This window comes from Raineyella fluvialis, from assembly GCF_009646095.1.
Taxonomy (GTDB): Bacteria; Actinomycetota; Actinomycetes; order Propionibacteriales; family Propionibacteriaceae; genus Raineyella; species Raineyella fluvialis.
On sequence record NZ_CP045725.1, the window covers coordinates 321,292 to 342,325 of the forward strand.

At 69.8% G+C, this 21,034-nt stretch carries 19 protein-coding genes and 3 pseudogenes; 11 read left to right on the forward strand and 11 right to left on the reverse strand.

What is annotated here, in order from left to right; all coding sequences use genetic code 11:
• Nucleotides 1-237 precede the first annotated feature (237 nt).
• The 3 genes and pseudogenes from Rai3103_RS01445 to Rai3103_RS01450 form a co-directional block, all read right to left on the reverse strand.
• A pseudogene (locus Rai3103_RS01445) lies at nt 238-1,291 on the reverse strand (IS110 family RNA-guided transposase).
• Nucleotides 1,292-1,564: 273 nt separating this feature from the next.
• A complete protein-coding gene (locus tag Rai3103_RS18125) occupies nt 1,565-2,038 on the reverse strand; it encodes a hypothetical protein (protein ID WP_422396018.1) in 474 nt (157 codons plus the stop codon).
• Nucleotides 2,035-2,937 carry a hypothetical protein gene (locus Rai3103_RS01450; protein WP_239022374.1) on the reverse strand — a complete coding sequence of 301 codons (903 nt, stop codon included), beginning with the start codon at nt 2,935-2,937 and terminating at the stop codon, nt 2,035-2,037. Before Rai3103_RS01450 ends, Rai3103_RS18125 begins: the two co-directional genes overlap by 4 nt.
• Before the next feature lie 145 nt (nt 2,938-3,082).
• Between Rai3103_RS01450 and Rai3103_RS01455 the strand changes: the two genes are divergently transcribed.
• The 4 genes from Rai3103_RS01455 to Rai3103_RS01470 all read left to right on the forward strand — a co-directional run bounded on the left by Rai3103_RS01455 (nt 3,083) and on the right by Rai3103_RS01470 (nt 8,376).
• A complete protein-coding gene (locus Rai3103_RS01455; protein ID WP_153571088.1) occupies nt 3,083-4,306 on the forward strand; it encodes a GAF domain-containing protein in 1,224 nt (407 codons plus the stop codon).
• Nucleotides 4,307-4,408: 102 nt separating this feature from the next.
• Nucleotides 4,409-5,932 carry an acetaldehyde dehydrogenase ExaC gene (exaC, locus tag Rai3103_RS01460; RefSeq protein ID WP_153571090.1) on the forward strand — a complete coding sequence of 508 codons (1,524 nt, stop codon included), beginning with the start codon at nt 4,409-4,411 and terminating at the stop codon, nt 5,930-5,932.
• Nucleotides 5,933-6,059: 127 nt separating this feature from the next.
• Nucleotides 6,060-6,773, forward strand: a complete 714-nt coding sequence (locus tag Rai3103_RS01465; protein ID WP_153571092.1) for a hypothetical protein — start codon at nt 6,060-6,062, stop codon at nt 6,771-6,773.
• Nucleotides 6,774-6,792: 19 nt separating this feature from the next.
• Nucleotides 6,793-8,376, forward strand: coding sequence for an HD domain-containing phosphohydrolase (locus tag Rai3103_RS01470; RefSeq protein WP_153571094.1), 1,584 nt, complete (start codon nt 6,793-6,795; stop codon nt 8,374-8,376).
• 62 nt (nt 8,377-8,438) lie between these two features.
• On the opposite strand, the gene icmF is transcribed toward Rai3103_RS01470, so the two are convergent.
• From icmF to Rai3103_RS01485, 3 genes are all read right to left on the reverse strand, one after another.
• Entirely contained in the window at nt 8,439-11,648 is a 3,210-nt protein-coding gene (icmF, locus tag Rai3103_RS01475; protein WP_422396019.1) for a fused isobutyryl-CoA mutase/GTPase IcmF, read from the reverse strand.
• 295 nt (nt 11,649-11,943) lie between these two features.
• Entirely contained in the window at nt 11,944-12,240 is a 297-nt protein-coding gene (locus Rai3103_RS01480) for a hypothetical protein (RefSeq protein ID WP_153571096.1), read from the reverse strand.
• Nucleotides 12,213-12,578 (reverse strand): hypothetical protein, encoded by a 366-nt coding sequence (locus Rai3103_RS01485; RefSeq protein WP_153571097.1) that lies wholly within the window; start codon nt 12,576-12,578, stop codon nt 12,213-12,215. Before Rai3103_RS01485 ends, Rai3103_RS01480 begins: the two co-directional genes overlap by 28 nt.
• Nucleotides 12,579-12,748: 170 nt before the next feature.
• Here Rai3103_RS01485 and Rai3103_RS01490 point away from each other — a divergent pair, with 170 nt between their 5' ends.
• Genes Rai3103_RS01490 through Rai3103_RS01500 form a run of 3 tightly spaced genes read left to right on the forward strand, consistent with a single transcriptional unit; the run spans nt 12,749 to nt 14,534 of the window.
• A complete protein-coding gene (locus tag Rai3103_RS01490; protein ID WP_194793219.1) occupies nt 12,749-13,432 on the forward strand; it encodes a histidine kinase in 684 nt (227 codons plus the stop codon).
• Nucleotides 13,429-13,881: a sensor histidine kinase gene (locus tag Rai3103_RS01495; RefSeq protein ID WP_153571099.1), complete on the forward strand. Its 453-nt coding sequence runs from the start codon at nt 13,429-13,431 to the stop codon at nt 13,879-13,881. Before Rai3103_RS01490 ends, Rai3103_RS01495 begins: the two co-directional genes overlap by 4 nt.
• Entirely contained in the window at nt 13,878-14,534 is a 657-nt protein-coding gene (locus Rai3103_RS01500) for a response regulator (protein ID WP_153571101.1), read from the forward strand. The genes Rai3103_RS01495 and Rai3103_RS01500 overlap by 4 nt, the downstream gene beginning before the upstream one ends.
• Before the next feature lie 63 nt (nt 14,535-14,597).
• Here Rai3103_RS01500 and Rai3103_RS01505 read toward each other — a convergent pair whose 3' ends face one another.
• The 5 genes from Rai3103_RS01505 to Rai3103_RS17250 form a co-directional block, all read right to left on the reverse strand.
• Nucleotides 14,598-15,182, reverse strand: coding sequence for a nucleoside/nucleotide kinase family protein (locus Rai3103_RS01505; RefSeq protein ID WP_228489068.1), 585 nt, complete (start codon nt 15,180-15,182; stop codon nt 14,598-14,600).
• The gene (locus Rai3103_RS01510) at nt 15,179-16,141 is read right to left on the reverse strand and encodes a PfkB family carbohydrate kinase (protein WP_153571103.1); all 963 of its coding nucleotides are present in this window, start codon (nt 16,139-16,141) and stop codon (nt 15,179-15,181) included. Before Rai3103_RS01510 ends, Rai3103_RS01505 begins: the two co-directional genes overlap by 4 nt.
• Before the next feature lie 63 nt (nt 16,142-16,204).
• Nucleotides 16,205-16,831, reverse strand: a complete 627-nt coding sequence (locus Rai3103_RS01515; RefSeq protein WP_228489069.1) for a dihydrofolate reductase family protein — start codon at nt 16,829-16,831, stop codon at nt 16,205-16,207.
• 32 nt (nt 16,832-16,863) lie between these two features.
• Complete coding sequence (locus Rai3103_RS01520; RefSeq protein ID WP_239022375.1) at nt 16,864-17,412, reverse strand: dihydrofolate reductase family protein; 549 nt, start codon at nt 17,410-17,412, stop codon at nt 16,864-16,866.
• A 101-nt stretch (nt 17,413-17,513) separates the two neighbouring features.
• Nucleotides 17,514-18,578 carry an alpha/beta fold hydrolase gene (locus Rai3103_RS17250; RefSeq protein ID WP_228489070.1) on the reverse strand — a complete coding sequence of 355 codons (1,065 nt, stop codon included), beginning with the start codon at nt 18,576-18,578 and terminating at the stop codon, nt 17,514-17,516.
• Nucleotides 18,579-18,849: 271 nt separating this feature from the next.
• Between Rai3103_RS17250 and Rai3103_RS01535 the strand changes: the two genes are divergently transcribed.
• From Rai3103_RS01535 to Rai3103_RS18900, 4 genes and pseudogenes are all read left to right on the forward strand, one after another.
• Entirely contained in the window at nt 18,850-19,512 is a 663-nt protein-coding gene (locus tag Rai3103_RS01535) for a pentapeptide repeat-containing protein (protein WP_153571107.1), read from the forward strand.
• Between the two features lie 63 nt (nt 19,513-19,575).
• A complete protein-coding gene (locus Rai3103_RS01540; protein WP_153571109.1) occupies nt 19,576-20,133 on the forward strand; it encodes a hypothetical protein in 558 nt (185 codons plus the stop codon).
• Nucleotides 20,134-20,711: 578 nt separating this feature from the next.
• Nucleotides 20,712-20,828: pseudogene (locus Rai3103_RS18895) on the forward strand (DUF1254 domain-containing protein); the annotation flags it as partial.
• A pseudogene (locus Rai3103_RS18900) lies at nt 20,822-20,980 on the forward strand (hypothetical protein); the annotation flags it as partial. The pseudogenes Rai3103_RS18895 and Rai3103_RS18900, both read left to right, overlap by 7 nt.
• Nucleotides 20,981-21,034 lie beyond the last annotated feature (54 nt).

Consider the following 21,034-nt stretch of genomic DNA (forward strand, 5'->3'; position numbering starts at 1 on the left):
GATCACACTCCGGCGAGAGTGCCGGTCGAGCCACCGAGGCGCTGGGGTAAGCCGGCTCCTCGTGCCATGAGTTCGGGAGCCGGCGGTCCTCGGCGTCCCCACGGTCACTCCCGCAGCGCTCCCTAGTCACCCTCGCCGACACGTACGTCGATGTCACGAGACTGCCTGAGAGGGCACGCAGGACCGCGCCGAGGACCCTCGGTGGGTACCGCGATCGGACCATAGGTTTCTCCTATGTCAAGCGGCGGCCGGCAGACAGGGCTGGGGTGCTGATCGTCGGGCGTTCTTGAGGGTGGTGAAGACCAGGCGGATGAGGTGGCGTTTGAGGCAGCGCAGGGCTTCGCGGTTGGACATGCCTTCGGACTTCTTCTTGTCGTAGTAGGCCCGACCCAGACTGTCCTTGAGCCGGGTCTGGGTGACCGCGATGCGGTGGATGGCGCAGTTGATCTGCCGGTTGCCCGAGCGCGTCATCCGGACCCGGCCCTCGGTCCGGCCCGACCAGACCGGGATCGGCGCGATCCCGGCATGGCGGGCCAGCTGGGCCTCGTTGTCGAACCGGTCAAGGGCCCCGATCTCGCCGACCAGCTTGGCCGCGGTCAGCGCCCCGCAACCGGGCAGCGCCACCAGTTCAGGGGCCCGTTGGGCGACCAGGGCAGCAATCCTCTTCTCCAGCACGTTGATCCGCCCGGTCAGGGCGATCACGTCCTCCAGCTCGTCGGTGGCCAGTTCGGCCACGATGCCCGTCTGCGCGGCCAGCCAAGCGGCGAGCGTGCTGGTGCTTGGCCCGGTCCAGGCCGGACGGCTTGATCGGGTACTCGGGGTCGAGTTCATGGACCCGCCAGCGCAGGCTGTTGATCGTGGCGGTGCGCTGGGTGATCAGCGTGTCGCGCCGGTCGACCAGCAGCTTCAGCTCCCGGGCCTGGTCATCGTGGCAAGCCCTGGGCAGGTTCGGCTCGGCCAGCGCGGCCCGGGCGACGGCCAGCGCGTCGATCGGGTCGGACTTGCCACGGGTGCGGGCGATCGCGCGGGCCTGGCCCGTCATCTTGGGCGGGACCCGGACCACCGTCTGCCCGGCGCCCAACAGGTCACGCTCCAGCCGCGACGACAGGTGGCGACAGTCCTCGATCGCCCATTCCAGCTCGTCACCGAACTCCCGGCGGGCCCAGCTCAGGGCCTTCAGATGCCCTGCCGTGATGGCCTCGACGGTCAGCTGACCCAGTTTGCGGCCGGTCTGGTCGACCGCAACGAACGTGTGGCTGCGCTTGTGAACATCGGCTCCGACGACAACCATGGTGGTTGCCTCCTTTCACCCTGATCAGTGAGGGACGGTCGGGCCGGTCGGCGGACACATCTCAGTGGGGGCGGTGCCACGCTCCTATCAAGTCACGCCGGCCGGTCCTTCACACTGACCGGCGACAAAACCTATGAACGCCATGCAGGCAGCACCCCTACGAGTCAGCCGACCAGTGATCCGGATCCAACCACCGCGTCAACAGCGGCACCACCCAAAATGACACTGAGGCAGCCCTATGGTCAAAAAACCGTGCACACACTCCGGCGCGGATCAGTTCCAGTTCGACGGCCCACTGGACCCGGCGCGGTATTCGTCGAGCGGCACGCGCCCGTCGGCCCACGCCTCGACGACCGGGGTGAGGATGCGCCAGCATTCCTCCGCGACGTCACCGCGGACCGCCAGCAGCGGGTCACCCTTGATGATCCCGTACAGGATCTGTCCGTAGGGCCGCACCGGGCTGTCGGTGAGTTCGGCATAGAGATCGGTCTGCTCGAGGTCCCACCGGTCGCCCTCGGCGTTGGTGGCCAGGCGGATCCCGAGGGTCTCGGGGCTCATCCCGATCGACAGCACATCGCGGGCGGCTTGGTTGCGGAAGCCCTCCGGCTGGTGCGCCACCGGACGGAAGACCACGGTGATGCCGCGGACCCCGTCGCCCAGTGCCTTGCCGCTACGCAGCCGGATCGGCACCCCGGCCCAGCGGCTGTTGCGGATCTCGACGATGACCTCGGCCAGGGTCTCGGTCATGGCCGACGGGTCGACGCCTTCCTCGTCCACGTACGCCGGGATCTGCCGCCCTCGATGGTGCCCGCGGTATAGCGGGCACGCCGGGAACTCGCCACGGGGTCGTTGTCCCACAGGTGGGTGGACCGCAGGGTGTGCACCATCAGGTCCCGCAACTCGACCGCGTCGAGGCGGGCTGGCTCCTCCAGGGCGAACATCGCCATCACCAGCAGCAGGTGGCTCTGGATCATGTCCTTCAGCGCGCCCGCGTGGTCGTAGTAGCGCGCCCGGCCCTCCAGGGCCAGCGTCTCGTCGGCGACGAACTCCACCCGCTCGATGTTGGTGGCGTTCCACACCGGCTCGAGGATCCGGTTGGCGAAGCGCAGGCCGAGCAGATTGAGGACCGTGGCCTTGCCGAGGAAGTGGTCGACGCGGAAGATCTGCTCCTCCGGCACCAGCCGGGCCAGCAGCGCGTTGAACTGCTGGGCGCTGGTGAGATCCGAGCCGAAGGGCTTCTCGATCGCCAGCCGGATCCCGGCCGGCAGGTCGACGTGGGCCAGCGCCTCGCAGGACCGCATCGAGACCGCCGGCGGCAGCGCGAAGTAGAGCACGATCTGGCCCGACAGCTCGGTCAGGAACCGCTGCATCTGCGCCGCGTCGGTGACATCGAGTCGCTCGTAACGGGTGCCCTCCACCAGCCGGCGGATGCCGGCCGCCGAACACCCACCGTCGGTGAGTGCCGAGCTCACCCGATCGGCCCACTTCTCCTGCGACCAGTCCAGATCGGACGCGCCGACCAGGGTGACGTCCAGCTCCGGTTCGGCCTTCAGCAGGGTCGCCAGGCCCGGCAACAGGAGCCGGCCCGTGAGGTCCCCGGAGGCTCCGAGGATGACCAGCGTGACAGCTTCAGGGGCATCGGACATGACACGTACTCTACGAGCGCGCGACCCGCCAGCGGCCGCACATGCGGGATCTTGCCACCGCCAGCCGGAATCTCGCACTGGTGTGAACGCCGTCGGCGGGTTGTAATGGGGGTCACACAGTCCCCCGACGATGAGGAGCCGGCCGATGACCGCACCCCCGCAGCTCCGGCGCGCCGAGATCAGCGACTCCTGGACGCGGTGTGCGGCGACGGGCGTGAGCATCGACCTGCCGGCTGCCCCGGTCACCCTGGACGAGGGCGCGCTGCTGCTCCGGCGTGATACCCACCCGCTCGGTCGCGTACGCCCCCTGCTGGAGGACGTCCTCGGCGACGCGGTCCACGACTGCGAGGCGGTGCTGGCGCTGGGCGACGTCGACGGTCACCTGCTCTGGGTCAGTGGCGCCCGGGCCGCGATGCGGCGCGCCGAACGGATCGGCTTCGTCGCCGGCAGCAACTGGGACGAACGGGTCGCCGGCACCAACGCGCCGGGCACCGCCCTGCGGCTCGACACCCCGTTGGTCGTCCGCGGCGGAGAGCACTACGTCGACGCGGTGCGCGGCTGGAGCTGCGCCGCCACCCCGATCCACGACCCGGCCACGCGATCGGTGATCGGGGTGCTGGACGTGACGGGCGGTCCGCGGATCGCCATCCCGCAGACGCTCGCGATGGTCCGGGCCGCCGCCCGGATGGCCGAGGCCGAACTGGCCCGCCTAGCCCCCGGACCGGGCGATGACACGGCCCCCGGCCGACCCCCGGCCGATGTCCGGCTGGAGGCCCTCGGGCGGACCGAGGCGCTCCTCACCCCGACGGCGGATCCGGCCCGCGCCGTCCGACTCGGGCCGCGCCACAGCGAGATGCTCGTGGTCCTCGCCGCCCATCCCGGCGGCCTGACCGGCACCGAACTCGCCGAGCTCGTCTATCCCCACCCCGTCGGCGACGCAACCGTCCGGGCCGAGGTCAACCGGCTGCGCGCCCTGCTCGGGCCCGAGATGCTGGAGTCCCGCCCGTACCGGTTACGGGCCCGGCTCGGCGGGGACTGGTGCGACGTCCGGACGATGCTCGCCGACGGCGATGTCGAGGGCGCGTTGCGTACGTACAGCGGTCGACTGCTCCCCCGCTCCACCTCACCGGCCGTCGAAGCTCTGGCCGCCGATCTCGAGTGGGCCCTGCGCGCCGCGGTCCTCGACAGCGGACGGCCCGACCTGATGGCGTCGTGGACGCGCACCGCAGCGGGCGCGGACGACCTGGAGATGTGGACCGCGCAGCACCATCACCTGCCCGCCACATCGCCGCTGCGGCCGATGGTGGCCGCGCAGATCGCCCGGCTCGACCGGGAATTGGCCGCCCCGACCCCTGTCCGCCGGAGGTAGCCCCCCGCAGCGTCCTGCAGCCTCATGCAACGTTCCCGCAACCTCAGCGTGACTAGTGTCACACGCCATCGGACAACGAGGTTCGGACGAAAGGAATCCAGCATGACGGTGTACAGCCGACCGGGCAGCTCCAGCTCGACGATCGACGTCAAGGACACGTACGGCCACTTCATCGGTGGCGACTGGGTCGCCCCGAAGAAGAAGGACTACTTCGAGAACTTCTCGCCGGTGAACGGCCAGGCGTTCACCCGGATCGGACGCGGCACGGCCGAGGACATCGACGCGGCGCTCGACGCCGCGCACGCCGCTGCTCCGGCCTGGGGCCGCACGTCGCCGACGGATCGCGCGAACATCCTCCTCAAGATCGCCGACCGGATGGAAGCCCACCTCGAGGACCTCGCCGTCGTCGAATCCTGGGACAACGGCAAAGCCGTCCGCGAGACCCTCAACGCCGACCTGCCGCTGGCGGTCGACCACTTCCGCTACTTCGCCTCGGCGATCCGTACGCAAGAGGGCTCGATCAGCGAGATCGACCACCAGACGTACGCCTATCACTTCCACGAGCCGCTCGGCGTCGTCGGCCAGATCATCCCGTGGAACTTCCCGCTGCTGATGGCCGTCTGGAAGCTCGCCCCCGCGCTGGCCGCCGGCAACTGCGTGGTGCTGAAGCCTGCCGAGCAGACGCCGTGGTCCATCCTCAAGCTCGTCGAACTGATCGGGGACCTGCTGCCGGCCGGCGTCCTCAACGTCGTCAACGGCTTCGGCATCGAGGCCGGCAAACCGCTGGCGTCGAGCAAGCGGATCCGCAAGATCGCCTTCACCGGCGAGACCTCGACCGGCCGCCTGATCGCCGGCTACGCGTCGGAGAACCTCATCCCGGTCACCCTGGAGCTCGGCGGCAAGTCGCCGAACATCTTCTTCGACAGCGTGGGCCAGCACGACGACGCGTTCTACAGCAAGGCGCTCGAGGGCTTCACGATGTTCGCGCTCAACCAGGGCGAGGTCTGCACCTGCCCGTCGCGGGCGCTGGTCGAACGGTCGATGTACGGCGACTTCATGACCGACGCCGTCGCCCGGGTACAGCAGATCAAGCAGGGTGACCCCCTCGACACCGAGACGATGATGGGCGCCCAGGCCAGCGACGAGCAGCTGAAGAAGATCACCTCCTACCTCGACATCGGCCGCCAGGAGGGCGCCAAGGTGCTCACCGGCGGCGGACATGCCGAGCTCGGCGGCGACCTCAACGGCGGCTACTACGTCCAGCCGACCGTCTTCCAGGGCGACAACACGATGCGGATCTTCCAGGAGGAGATCTTCGGCCCGGTGCTGTCGGTCACCTCCTTCGACGACGAGGCGCACGCGCTGTCGATCGCGAACGACACCCTCTACGGCCTCGGCGCCGGCGTGTGGTCGCGCGACGCCTCCCAGGCGTTCCGGATGGGCCGCGGGATCGAGGCCGGCCGGGTGTGGACCAACTGCTACCACCAGTACCCGGCGCACGCCGCGTTCGGTGGCTACAAGCAGTCCGGCATCGGCCGCGAGAACCACAAGATGATGCTCGACCACTACCAGCAGACGAAGAACCTGCTGGTGTCCTACTCCCCCGACCCGCTGGGGTTCTTCTGATCGACCCCTGGTTTCTGATCAACTCCCGGTCCGGTCCACGTACGCAGCGAAGGGGCGTACGTGGACCGGCATCGGGTTGAGGCCGATGCCCCAGGTGGCCCGGTAGTCCTGGACGCACGCTGGAGTCATGAACACCACACCTCGCGAGGCCGTAGCGATCCTGACGGCCGGCCCTCGGCTCATCGAGGGAACCGACGAACGCTTCACCGGGTACGGCGTGATGGGCCTGCCGTACGCGATTGGTCACTACCTGGCGCTGCGCGACTTCCTGGCCACGTCGATCGGACCCGCGTACCGGTCGATCTGGCACCGAGCACCGGACGGGCGCTGGGAGATCTTCACCACCGTCGCGCCGGAGTTGAGTTGCCCGCGCTACTTCGGGTCGCAGGCCCCGGGCGAGCAGGTGCCGGCCATCGACGTCCACTGGAGCGACGACTGGACCGTCGAGGTGACCATGGGCCGACGACTGTCCTGGCGGTTGGCTCTGGCGAGCACCCCCGCGACCCGGATGATGACCTCGATGGGCGGGGCCCTGCCGGACGCTGCCTGGAACAGCGACGTCGTCCTCGGTTCGATGGGCCCGATGGCGTCCGCGTTCCTGGGCACCGGCCGGACCCGGCTCCACGGCGCCACGCCGAACGGTCCGCTCTACAAGGCGGCACCCCAACAGGTGTGGCGCGTGGTGGAAGGGCAGGCCCACCTCGACGGCGAGGACCTGGGTGACGTCGGGCCCCTGGCCGAGCAGGGCCACCTGGGCGACTTCTGGCTCCCCCAACGCGGCATCTTCTACGCGGGCCGAGCCAGCTTCAGCCCCGTCCTGGCCAGCGCCACAGCGGTGTGACATGGAGCACACTTGAGGCATGCACCCCACGGCCCGAGACCTCGGCGAGGGCCTCCCGCGTCGCGTCGAGGTCCTGGCGGGTCTGTCGGTGGCCATCGACCTCGGCCTCGGCCAGCCGGCCGAGCACATGCTGAGATCCGCCATCCTCGCCTGCCGCCTCGCCGACCGGCTCGGGCTGACCCGCGACCAGCGCGCCACGACGTACTACACGTCGCTGGTCATGTGGATCGGCTGCCATGCCGACTCCCAGGAGTACGCGCGCTGGTTCGGCGACGACATCGCCGTGCGGCGTGCGGCCTACCTGGTGGACTGGACGGGGCTGCCGTTCCTGCGGTTCCTGCTCGGCAACGTCGCCCGCGGCGAGCCGGTGGCGCAGCGCCTGCTGACGACCGCGGCCCTGCTCCGCGATGCCCGGGGCCAGCTGGGAGCGCTGATGCACTCCCACTGCCTGTCCGCGGCGGCGCTGGCCCACCACCTCGGTCTGCCGGCCGAGGTGGAGCAGGCGGTGACGTACACCTTCGAACGCTTCGACGGGACCGGTCTTCCCCAGGGATGCCAGGGAGCCGCGATCCCGATCGAGATGCGGATCGCGCAACTGGCCGACACCGCCGAGGTCCACCACCGGCTGCACGGGGTCGGCGCTGCGGTCGCGATGGCGCGCCGGCGCCGCGGCGGGCACTTCGACCCGGACGTCGTCGACGCGCTGCTCACGTCACCGGCGGAAGTGTTCGCCGATGTCCCCGACTCCGATGCCTGGAAGGCCGCGATCGCGGCGGCGCCTGACGCCGAGGTCCGCCTCGACCCCGCCGGCCTGGACCTGTTGGTCTGCGCGATCGGGGACTTCGCCGACCTGAAGTGCCCCTTCACGCTGGGACATTCCCGCGCGGTCGCCACGCTGGGCGCCGCGGCAGGGGAGCTGATGGGACTCGCCCCGCGGGAGGTCCGAGCATTGCGCCGCGCCGGCCACCTGCACGACATCGGCAGGCTCGGGGTGTCGAACCAGGTGTGGTCGACACCCAGCAGACTGACCTCGTCGGAGTGGGAGCGGGTCCGGATGCATCCCTACCTCACCGACCGGGTGCTCAGCCGGATCAACGGTCTGGAGCAGGAACGTACGTACGCACGAGCCCACCACGAGCACCTCGACGGCACCGGCTACCCCGTGGGCATGAGCGGCGCCGCCCTCGGCCCCGGCGAACGTATCCTCGCCGCAGCCGTCGCCTACCGGTCCGGACTGGAACCGCGACCCTACCGGGAGGCCCTCGACGCCGAGCAGGCGGCTCGCAGACTGCGGGACCGGAGCGCGGCGGGACACCTCGATCCGGAGTGCGTGGACGCGGTCCTCGCGGCCGCCGGCCAACCCGCACCCCGGGTGGCGCGCGACGATGCGCTGACACCGCGGGAACGCGAGGTGCTCGGGTACGTCGCCCGGGGCCTGACCAACCGCCAGATCGCCGAGAAGCTGGTGCTGAGCGAGAAGACCGTCCGCAACCACGTGGAGCGGACGTACGCCAAGATCGGTGCGACGAACCGGGTCGGGGCCAGCCTGTACGCGCTGGGGCATGGGTTGGTGGCGACCGGAGTCGGTGGGGCAACGGCCTGATCAGCGAGAGGAATGAGCTGCCCCTCCGCGACCCTTGAGGTCCCCCGACGAGATGCCTGCCGCTAGATTCCCCGGCGGTAACGCCCGCCGACCTCGAAGAAGGCCTGCGAGATCTGGCCCAGCGAACAGGAGCGGACCGCCTCCATCAGGGCCTCGAAGACGTTGCCGCCGGACGTCGCCACCTCCTTGAGCCGGGCGAGGGCGGCGGGGGCCTCCTCGGCGTGCCGAGCGTGGAAGTCGGCCAGCCGGGCCAGCTGGGATGCCTTCTCCTCGGTGGTCCCCCGGGCGAGCGGGACGGTGGCGACCGGGCGCCCCTCCCCCACGAAGGTGTTCACACCGATCACCGGGATCGTCGCGGCGTGCACGCCCTGTTCGTACGCCATCGACTCGTCCTGGATCCGGCCGCGCTGGTAGCCGGTCTCCATGGCGCCGAGCACACCGCCGCGGTCGGCGAGCCGTTCGAACTCGGCCAGCACCTCGGCCTCGACGAGGTCGGTGAGCTGTTCGACGACGTACGACCCCTGCAGCGGATTGTCCGAGGCGGCCAGACCCCACTCGGACTCGATGATGAGCTGGATCGCCAACGCGCGGCGCACCGACTCCGCCGAAGGGGTGGTGACCGCCTCGTCGTAGGCGTTGGTGTGCAGGCTGTTGGCGTTGTCATAGACCGCGCACAGTGCCTGGAGCGTGGTCCGGATGTCGTTGAAGTCCATGTTCTGCGCGTGCAGCGACCGCCCCGACGTCTGGATGTGGTACTTCAGCTTCTGCGCCCGCTCCCCGGCGCCGTACACGTCGCGCATCGCGATCGCCCAGATCCGGCGCGCCACCCGACCGATGACGGTGTACTCGGCGTCCATGCCGTTGGAGAAGAAGAACGACAGGTGCGGTGCGACGTCGTCGACCGACAGGCCACGCGCCCGGTAGGCCTCCACGTAGGTGAGGCCGTTGGCCAGGGTGAAGGCGAGCTGGGTGATCGGGTTGGCCCCCGCCTCGGCGATGTGGTAGCCGCTCACCGACGCCGAGTAGAAGTGGCGTACGCCATGGCTGACGAACCACTCCTCGACGTCCGTCATCACCCGCAGGGAGAAGTCGGTGGAGAAGATGCAGGTGTTCTGTGCCTGGTCCTCCTTGAGGATGTCGGCCTGCACTGTGCCGCGCACCCGGCGCCACGTGTCGGCGGCGAGGTCTGCCGTCTCCTCGGCCGTCGGCCCGCGGCCGTGCTCGGCCTCGAATGCCCCTACTCGCTGATCGAGGGCAGCGTTGAGGAACATCGCCAGGATCGTGGGAGCCGGCCCGTTGATGGTCATCGACACCGACGTGGTCGGCGCGCACAGGTCGAAGCCGGCGAACAGGTCGCGCATGTCGTCCAGCGTCGCGATCGACACCCCTGACGTACCCACCTTGCCCAAGACATCGGGAGATTCGGCCGGGTCACGGCCGTAGAGGGTGACCGAGTCGAACGCCGTGGACAGGCGGGTCGTCGGCTGTCCGTCGGCGAGCAGGTGGAAGCGCCGGTTGGTGCGGGCGGCATCCCCCTCGCCGGCGAACATCCGCGTCGGCCGTTCACCGACCTCGCGGGAGGCGAAAACGCCGGCGGTGAAGGGGAAGTGCCCGGGCAGGTTCTCGGTGCGCAGGTAGGCCAGCAAGGCGCCGGGATCCGCGTCGCCGGGCGTGGCGATCCGCGGCAGGCTGAGTCCGGACAGGGTCACGTACGCCTCGGGGGCGGAATCGTCCCGGTCGTCGTTCGGGTCAGTGCGGGAGGCCCAGGCGTCGAGCAGCGTACGGGCATCCGGCGAGACGTCGCCGGCCAGGCGATCCACGAGCGCATCGAGGGCTGGGTCCGGCGCGTCAAGTCGGGCGCGGGTGGCTGCCGCCGAGGTCCAGGCCCGGACGGCATCGACCTGGCGTCGGGTCTCCGCGTGGTAGTCACGCACCGCCTCGGCGACCTCGGCGAGGTGGCGCTCGCGCCCGCGCGGCACCACCCGGGCAAGCGTCGATGAGACGCGACCGGGGACGGTCGGCAGGTGACCGGTGGCGACCTTGAGACCGTGCTCGCGGAGCAGACCGACGAGGTGGTGGTAGAGCGCCGTCGTGCCGTCGTCATCGAAGGCCGAGGCGCGGGTGCCGAAGACGGGCATCTCCTGCCAGGGCGTCCCGAAAGCCTCCCGGTTGCGGACCACCTGGCGCGCCACGTCACGCAGCGCGTCTTCGGCACCGCGGCGGTCGAACTTGTTGATCGCGACGGCGTCGGCGCGCTCGAGCAGAGCGATCTTCTCCAACTGGGTCGCCGAGCCGTACTCCGGCGTCATCACGTACAGGCTGACGTCGGCGTGGTCAACGATGGCGACGTCGCCCTGGCCGACGCCGGGTGTCTCGATGATCACCAGGTCGTGGCCGGCCGCGGCACAGGCCGTGATGATCTCATCGAGCGCCGCGGGCAGGGGGCGGGTGACGTCGCGGGTGGCCAGCGACCGGAAGAAGGTGACGCCGGGGGCGAGCGCATTCATCCGGATTCGGTCGCCGAGGAGAGCACCCGTTCCCCTGGCACGGCTCGGATCGATAGCGATGACCGCGATCCGGGCCGTGTCGCCGGTGTCGCGACGCAGCCGCACGACGAGTTCATCCACCAGCGACGACTTCCCGGATCCGCCGACGCCGGACACCCCGAGCACGGGCACCCGGCGGCCGTGGGCCCGCAGCGTCTCGGCGAGGTCGTCGGCGCGTCCGTCCTGGAGCAGGGTGATCGTGCGGGCCAGCGCGGCCTCCTCCCCTGCCAGGACCCGGTCCGCCAGCCCGTCCGGCGCCGGGGGCATCACGTCGCACGTACGGACCAGCTCGTTGACCATCCGGGGCAGGCCGAGCCGCTGCCCGTCCGCGGGGGTGAAGATGCGGACGCCGAGTCGCGCCAGGGCCTCGACCTCCTCGGCCACGATGACGCCCCCACCGCCACCGAACACGCGTACGTGACCAGCCCCGGCGCGTCGTAGCTGCTCGACCAGGTAGCCGAAGTACTCGAGGTGGCCGCCCTGGTAGGAGGAGATCGCGACGCCTTGGACGTCCTCCTGGATCGCGGCGGTGACCACGTCGTCGACGCTGCGGTCGTGCCCGAGGTGCACGACTTCGACCCCCTGCGCCTGCAGGATGCGGCGGATGATGTTGATCGCGGCGTCATGGCCGTCGAAGAGCGCGGCTGCGGTGACGAACCGGACGTGATGGGTCGGAACGTGGAGGGCGTCGGGGTCCTGCCCGGGCATCGGGGAGGCCATGGTCATCGCCGACCCGTCGAGGGTCGGACGATCCGGGTGCCAGGAGCTTCGCAGAGATCTCCCATGTCTCAACGCTAGCCCCGGATCAATGCTGGCCCCGGTCGTTCGAGTGGCAGTAGTGCGGGCGCTGGGGCGTGGTGCGGGTGGCCGCCCGCGCAGGCGCCGGGACTCCAGTCAGCTGCCGGGCATCGGCGCCCGGCAGCTGATGGGTAGCCCGGCGGCTGTGCGGAGGGTAGCTGCGCCGGGAGGGTAGCTGCGCCCGGCACGTCCGCCCGCCCGGCACGTCCGCCGGACGGACCTGTCACCCCACCAGCGAGGGTCCCGGCTCGGTCACCCTCGCCTCCCGCCGGGGCGCCACCAGCCACGCGGCCAGTACCAGGCACCAGAGCACGAAGACGTAGAAGGTGAAGTAGAGCGGTGCGGTGATCCCGCAGACACTGGCCAGCACCGAGAAGACCCGCAGCCACGTGGGCATCGGTGCGCGGATGGCGAGGATGAGTGCCGCCACTCCGATGACGATCGAGGGGCCGCAGGCGCCGAGCAGGTTCGCCATCTCCGACAGCACGTACGTCAGGGGATGGCTGAGGCCGGCCTGCACCTCCGGTCCCCCTCCGCCAGCGCCACGGAGATGCCGCCGCTGAGCATCCACCCCGCCGCGCCGAGGGTCGCACCGACCGTGGCGAGTCGCTCGAGCGCCGCCCCTCCCCTGCTGCCCAAGACCGTGCGGGCGTGGTGCGCGACGACCAGGAGAGCCAGGGCCGCGGCGACGCCGACGTACGCCATGACGAAGGCTGTCACCCAGTGGTCGCGCCCCACCCAGGTCGTGACGACGGCGTCCTTGTACTGCCCTCCGGGCCCGGCCTGGGTGAGGGCGACAGCGGTCCCCAGACCGAAGAGGGCCAGACCGAATCCGAGGCTGCGTCGAGCGTTCATCATTGCTCCCATGGCTGTGCGGACCGGGCGATCCGGCCCACTCACCACGCTAGGAAGGAGCCGGCGCCACGGCGTCCTGCTGGCCGATGAACCTCGGCTCAGGCCTGGGGAGGAGCCACGATCGTCCGCAAGGAGGAGGCCGCGCGGGGCTTGTTCGGCGTAGGGTCGGCGGCATGGACCGGCGCAGCTGGTGGTTCGACGCGACGATCGCCGCGGGTGTGATCATCGTCGGCCAGTTGGACGGCTGGCTGGGCGTCACGGCGACGCATCGCCAGGGGCCGCACTGGGCCGAAGCCCTCCTCTACGCCATCGGCGGTGCCCTGTTGCTGTGGCGGCGTGCGCGGCCCTTGGCCGTGCTGAGCGCGATCGTCGCCGCCGCCGTGGTCGAGTTCGCCACCTTCGGGTCGCCGGAGGGCTTCGGCGTCGAAATGCCTGCCCTGATCGCGGCCTACACGGTCGCCCGGTGGGAGCAACGCCGCTCGACCTGGTGGGCGCTGCCTCTCCTGGGCGTCTACGGTGCCGCGTGGATCCTGCTGGATCCCCTCCAGATCACGGCGACGCAGCGGTTCGGCGGGCTCTTCTGGGTGAGCCAGTTGTTCATCGGCTGGCTCATCGGCGCGCTGGTCCGCGGCCGCCTGCGCACTCTCGAGCAGAGACGTCTTCGGCGTGCCGAACACCAGCAGCGCGCCATCGCCGAGGAACGCACCCGCATCGCCCGGGAACTGCACGACGTCATCGGACACAGCGTGAGCGTGATGACGCTCCAGGCCGCGGCCGTGCGCCGTCGGCTCACCCCGAGCAGGCCGCCGAACGCGAGGCGCTCGAATCGGTGGAGGCCGTGGGACGCGAGGCGATGACCGAGATGCGACGGATGGTGGCGGTGTTGCGCGACCGGAACGAGCTGGTGGGCCGGGAACCTCCGCCGAGTCTCGCCCAGGTGGAGGGGCTCGTCGAGAACTTCCGGAGCGCCGGGCTCCCGGTCGAGCTCAGGGTCACCGGCACCCCACGGCACCTGGCACCGGGACTGGATCTGGCCGCCTACCGGGTGGTCCAGGAGGGCCTCACGAACGTCCTGCGGCACGCCGTCGATCCCCGCAGGGCCGTGGTCACGATCGACTACGCCACGGACCGGCTCGAGCTCCACGTCCGCGACGACGGGGCGACGATGCCGGTGGAGGTTCAGTACGGCGACGGGCTGCTCGGGCTGCAGGAACGCGTCGCCATGAACGGCGGCACCTTCCAGGCGGGGCCGTTGCCGGACCGGGGCTTCGAGCTGCGGACGACGCTACCGCTGGAGGCGCCATGACCATCACGGTGCTGGTGGCCGATGACCAGGCGCTGGTCCGCCGAGGTTTCCGGATGGTGCTCGAGATCGAGCCCGATCTCGAGGTCGTCGGGGAGGCGGCTGACGGTGCCGAGGCCGTCAGGCTGTCCCGCCAACTGCGTCCGGACGTCGTGCTGATGGACGTACGCATGCCAGGCGTGGACGGCATCACGGCGACCGAGCGGATCGCGGCGGACCCGACGTTGACCACCCGGGTGCTGATGCTGACGACGTTCGACCTGGACGAGTACGTCTACGAGGCGCTGCAGGCCGGGGCGAGCGGGTTCCTGCTGAAGGACGTCGAGCCCGAGGTTCTCGTCGCCGGCATCCGGGCCGTGCAGGCGGGCGAGTCACTGCTTGCTCCCACGGTGACCCGCCGGATGATCGGGGCGTTCCTGGCGCGCCGGCCCGTGGCCGACCCGGCATCGGACCGCGAGCTGGGCCAGCTCACGCCGCGCGAGCGGGAGACCCTGGTCCTCGTCGCCCACGGACTCACCAACGCCGAGATCGCCGACAGGCTGGTCCTGTCCGAGACGACCGTGAAGACCCACGTCGGCCACGTCCTGATGAAGCTGCAGCTCCGCGACCGCGTCCAGGCGGTGATCTGGGCCTACGAACACGGTCTGGTGAGCTGATCCGGTAGGCCTAGAGGCCGGACACCCTCAGAACCCGATCGGCCCTCTCAGCCATGGACTCGATCAGCTGAGCGTTGACCTCGTCCGTGCCCAGCGCCCAGTCGCGGGCTGCCTGCTCGGACTTGCCGTACGCCACGTGGCGCCGGATGAGCCAGCGGTGACGATGCTCCCGCTCCGGGTCAAGGAACCAGGTCTCGGTGAGGCAGGCGCGGGCCCGTGGCCAGGCGCCGACGTCGGCCAACAGATAGTTCCCCTCGGTGATGACCAGGGGACGTCGGCGAACACCGGGATGCTGCCGGCGATCGGCTCCTCGAGGTCCCGGTCGAAGCTGGGGGCATAGACGATGTCACCCGGCTGCTGGCCCCGGATGCGCTCCAGCAGGTTCGCGTAGCCGGCGTCGTCGAAGGTCTGAATGGCGCCCTTGACCTGGCGGAGCCCGTGGGCGAGCAGCACGGCGTTCGCCAGGTGGAATCCGTCCATGGGGACCAGAACGGCCCGAGTAGGTCCCAACGCTTCGACGAGGCGACCGCCGAGCAGGGACTTGCCGGCCCCGGGGGCGCCGGTGATGCCCAGGATGGTGCGGCGTCCGCTGGCCGCGAGCTCGCTCGCGGCGTCGACCAACTCCTCAACGGTGACCGATGTCGTCATGCTTCCCCGTTCCTCAGGAACTCGACCAGCGTCGTCTCGCCGATCTCGGCCAACCACGCGCGGGTACCGGGCGAGATGCACTTCAGCGCAGCGACATGGCTGGCGAAACGCAGGCAGTCGACGGTCCGGAGCGTGTGTTCTTCATGGTCACGCATCACGCGGGCGAAGCTGTAGGCGCCGTGGAAGAAGTCCCCGGCGCCCAGCGTGTCGATCGCCCGGATCTGCTCGGCCGCCACCATTCCCCGCGACGTACGCGTCCTCCACTCGATGGGATCGGGGCCATGGGTGACAGCAGCCAACTCGGGCCCTTGGGACAGGATCCAGGACATCAGGTCCAGCCGTTCACGGCGCTCGTGGTCATCGGGCACCGCGAAGGTTGCCGAGCACAGCACGTCCGTGGCCAGCGGGACGAGCCTCGCCATCACTGTCTTCCAGCGGCCCGCATCGACGACGCGCGGAACGCCGTGCGAGGCGCCCCACTCGGCGACCGTCAGCGTGAGGTCCGGATGATGTCCGTCGCAATGGACGATGTCGACCGGAGCCACGCGCTCCAGGTGGCGGACGATCCTCTGGCGGACATCGGATGCCGACGTCGCCGGCTCCCCCGCTCCTCGGGCATCCGTGGAGACGACCTGGCGTTGTCCGGTCGAGTCGTCGACGGTGATCGTCGAGATGGCCGGCGCGAAGGAAGGGTCGGCGAGGTCGATGATCTCCACGCCGCGCGATGCGACATCGTCCCTGATGAAGGAGGACAAAGCTCCTTCGCCGAGCCGTGTCACGAGGGACGACCGTCCTCCAAGGGCCGAGAAGACGACGGCGGCGTTGAGCGCGGGACCTCCCGCGGCGATGTCCGTGCGCGACGCCGTGACCTTCTCATCAGCTCCCGGCACGTGGGGAACGCGCTGGATGATGTCCAGCGTGGCGAGCCCGACGAACAGCCCCTGCGGATCATGCTCCATCGCTTGATTCCTCCGTCGGTTCCATGGCCGGCTGCTCCGACGGACAGACTCAGCGCTCGAACGTCAGGTGGATCGTCCCACTGGGTGCGGTCTCGGCCATGACGTCGTAGCCCTTGTCCAGGCCCGCATGCCGTCCCAGAGGTTGATGCCGCGCCCGAGCAGGATCGGCGCGATGGCGACGTGGAGGTGGTCGACGAGCCCCGCCTGCAGGAAGTCACGCACGACCGTGGCGCCACCGCCGATGCGTACGTCCTTGCCCTCGGCTACCTCGACGGCTCGCTCCAGCGCCTCGGCGGGAGTGGCGGAGAGGAAGTGGAAGGTGGTGCCACCCGCCATCTCGAGCGAGGGCCGCGGCGTGTGGGTGAGGACGAACACGGGCGTACGGAACGGCGGTTCGTCGCCCCACCAGCCGCGCCAGTCCGGGTCGTCCGGGAAGTTGTGCAGCCCGAACATCCCGGCGCCCATGATCTCGGCCCCCACCTCGGCGAAGTAGGCCTCTGCGTACCGGTCGTCAACCCCGGTCGTCCCCTCCCCGCTGGTGTCGTGGAGCACGCGGCTGCGGAAGGTCTTCGTGGAGACGTACGCCTCCGTCAGGCGGGACCAGTCCTCCCCCATCGGGTCGTCGGGCGTCTGGTCGGTGGTGGTCATGAAGCCGTCCAGTGAGATGTTCAGATCAACCCGTACGGACATGTCGTCTCCCCGTTGTTGTGGTGTGAGTCACTCTACGAGGCAGGGCGGACACTGCGCCGGTAGCGCTCGTAGATCACCCGGGAGCTGAACGTCCTGGTCTCGACCAGGTCCAGCTCGATCGGTGTAGCGACCGGGGGCAGCAGGGGCGTGCCGCCACCGAGGACGATGGGGTGGCGGAAGATCCGCAGTTCGTCGACCAGGCCGAGCTCGATCGCCTGACCGGCCAGGTCGGCGCCGCCGATCTCGACGTCCTTGTCCGTCGCGGCAAGCGCCGCCGCGACCTCGTCGGCAACGGTACCGGTGGCGAGTCGGGCGTTGCCCTGGACGCGGTCGAGCGTACGGCTGAAGACGACCTTCGGGATGGCGCTCCAGACCTCGGCGAACTCGGCCTCGAACTCGTCGTCAGGGAACGACGGATCCGTCTCCCACACCAGCATCGTCTCGTAGAGCCGGCGGCCCAGCAGTTCGACGCCGATCTCACGTACGCGCGCGAGGTGGAAGCGGAAGAGCTCCTCGCTCGGGACGGACCATCCGAGTCCGCCCTCTCGGTCATTGATGAACCCGTCCACGGAGACGCTCATCGAAACCATCAGCATGGCTGCACACTCCTCGTACGTGACTGACGGATGACGGTGTCCATGAGTCCTCCTGGATCGAACCTCAGCGAGCTGATCCCCGCTGCTTACTGGGGACGGGCCTGCTCCTGGATGATGTCGACCGAAACCTCCACCGCGGGGACGGTTCCCTTGTTCTCGAGCCAGTGGACCGTGTTCCGATCCTCGGGCCAGCCCAGTCCGGGCCCGTAGTCGGTGGCGACGCCGTTGCGGTGATCGGTGATCGTGCCCTGCAGGATGTACACGATGCCCGGACGGCCCTTGTGGTCGTGGACCGGGCCGAAGACGGCGCCGGGCTCGAAGGTGAACCGCCGCAGGCGGAGTCGCCGGCCTTCCATCCCGTCGAGCTCGGGGCCGAGATCGACGGTGCCCAGGAGTTCGGCAGTGACGCCCTTGGTCTCGGGCGCCACCTCGTCGGCGGTCACGCTGTGCTCCTCGATGCCGTCCCCACGAGGGCCACCTTCGGTCAGAAGCTCAGCCATGGCGACGGGCTGGGTGAGGGAGCTGAGATGACCGCCCGGCGTCACCTCGACCTCGAGGCCGAGGCGCTCCGCCACGACGCGGCGCTGGAAGTCCAGCGGGAACAGGCGATCGTCACGGGCGGCCAGGAACCGCGTCGGCACGCTCGGCCACGCCGCCAACGGCCAGGGATCCTGCATCGGCCGCCCCGATTGCACCTGCCCCGGCCCGGCCTTGGCCTCCGCCAGCAGCTGCGCATCGGCGTCGTGGAAGAACGTCTCCCAGGGGTCATCAAGCGACGCGAGGTCACGTCCCTGCTGCTCGGCGTACGCTCGGGCAGCCTCGGCCTGCCCGGTGGTGGCCCACCAGTCGGCGCCGGTCTCTCCGGGCGAGGGGGTCATGGCGTTGACCAGGATGATCTGTTCCACGTCGAGGCGGTCACAGACCAGCGGCGCGATCATGCCGCCCAACGACTGCGCGACCAGGGTCACCGGGCCGGCAATGTCGACGGACCGTACGACGGCGTCGGCGTACGCGTCCAGACCGGCGGAGTCGTCGCCGGCAGGAAGGTCCACGGCGATCGCCCGGTGCCCACGCGACCGCAGCTCCGGCACCAGTCGGCGCCAGAACGAGGCCTGACCACCTGCTCCGGGAATCAGCACGAACGTCGTCATCTCACCCCGCTCCTCGCTCCCTGGGCGACCCTGACGTTGCCGAGCGCCAGGAGGACCATGGCCCTCCTCGAGCCCGAGACCACGTGTGACCGAGGTCTCACTGGATGCTTCGGACGCTAGCAGAGAGGTCACTCATCGTCACCGTCCCTGGACGGCCGATCGGTGGATCATGACGCTTCGCCGTCGTGGTCGTCGCTGTCGAATGTCGGCGACGGTCGAGATCGGCTCGCCTCCCTTCGTCGCGGTCGTACGCCCGTGCGAGGATCACCGGGTGAGCGCTGCGCGACGAGGCACCGGAGGTCCGCGACAAGGGTGTCCCGATCTCGGACATCTCCCGGAGGGCGATCCCGCCGACCTCTCCCCCGGTGCCGACGTCTCCGGGGTCGACTTCACCGACCTGGCCGTTGCGTCCCTCGACCTGGCCGGGGCACTCGTCACGTCGACCCGGGTCGCGGCCCTGTCGGCGAAGGACGTCGACCTGACCGGGACACGACTCTCGGAGGTCGAGCTGAGTCGCGTCGACCTCCCCTTGGTGCGTGCCGCCCTAGGTCACTGGAACGCGGTGACGGTGAACGGCCGCTGGGGAGCCCTGGAGGCGTACGAGGCCCAGTGGAGGTCGGTGCGCTTCGTCGGCTGCAAGCTCGGGTTCGTCAATGTACGTCGAGCCAAGCTGGCCGAGGTGGAGTTCACCGATTGCGACATCGAGGAGCTCGACCTGGTGGACGCGCAGGTGCGGCGACTGCGCTTCTCCGACTCACGCATCCGGCACCTGGACGTCACGCACGCCACTCTGCGTGACGTCGACCTGCGCGGTGCCGCCCTCACCTCGGTCGCCGGGGTGACGGAGCTGCGGGGCACGACCCTGACCACGGACCAGGTCACGTTCCTGGCGCCGATGCTGGCTGCCGGGCTGGGGATCAGGGTCGATCCCTGAGCGCCTGAACCACCCTGTCACCGACTCGTGCAGCAGTTCCCCGTATACGCCTACGCTTCAGATATGTGGAGGGTCCTGCGCTCGCGGCTCACGCCGCTCCTCACCTGCCTGCTGGTGCTGGGTGTGCTGCTCAGCGCCTACGTGATGGTCCAACAAGCCCTTCGGCACAGCGCCGACATCCCTCCACAACTCACCGCCCGAGCACTGGCCGACGCAGCCCGAGGCGGAGCTACCGATGCCACCACGCAACTGAACCCGCCGACCGGCACCACGGCGCTGCTCGTCCGGGACGGGGATATCGTCGCGGCGAGGCCGCAATGGGCCGGCGCCATGCCGCCAGCAGGTGCCTTGCAGGCCTCGGAGGCCACAGGCGAGAACCGGGTGACCTGGAAGGACACAACCGGGACGCGGCGGGCCCTGGTCGTCGAACAGGTTTCCGGACAGCCCCACACGTACGCCCTCGCCTTCCAGCCACTCGACCCCTTCGAGCAAGCCATCGACGACGCCACCCGCGTCTGGCTGGGCGCCTCGACCGCCGCCGTCCTCGTGTGCGTCGGATGGGTCCTGATCGAAGCGAAGAACCCCCACGGCACCGATCCACGACGGTCAACGACGAATTGACACAGCACCGGGTCTTGTCGGCATGGCTCCCTGTCCCCGGGTCCTCGGTCCCGCAGCCGGCCCACGGCAGGATGGACGAGCAGAACACCGTCATGGCACCATCTTTCCGACGCCCAACCCATGACATTGACCAACGACCGACATTGGATCGTCCACCGATATTAGACTGGAAAGATCCACTCTCCATGTCGCGGATGCCCACCGGTATCAGCAAGCACGGGAGGCGAAATCGACCGGACCAGTTCCGCGACTCCCTGTGAGCGCCCGAAATCCGGTCGAGGAGTATTCCGATGTCCGTGTATGCCAGGCCGACGATGGCCACTGAAATCCCGGCTTCCATTACCACCCCCGACACCGTGGAGACGCGTCTGGGGACCCTTCGCTTCTTCGACGGACTGCCCGACGAAGCGACCGTCCAGACGGTCTACGACAACCTCGACTTCCAGCGCGCCGTGCAGGCCTTCCTGCTGGCCATGCCGTACGCGCCGCACCACGCGTTGCGGACGGGGTTCCGAGCCTTCGGTCCCGACAACCGTACGATCCTGATCGCCGAGTCGCTGCTGGATTCCCGCACCCTGATGCACGGGGCGAACACGGAAACCATCTACAACTTCGGCTGGCTCGACACGCACAAGGGCCCGTTGGTGGTCGAGGTGCCGCCGCACGTACTCGGCTTCATCAACGACTTCTGGGGGCGCTTCGTCGTCGACGTCGGCAACGCCGGTCCGGACAAGGGCCAGGGCGGGAAGTACCTGCTGCTGCCCCGGACTACACCGGCGAGGTCCCCGAAGGTTACTTCGTCGTACGCTCCCGGACGTACGGCAATCTGCTCACCTTTCGCGGCTTCGTCGTCGACGGTGACCTGCGGCGCGCCGTCGAGAACACCCAACGCCACTACCGC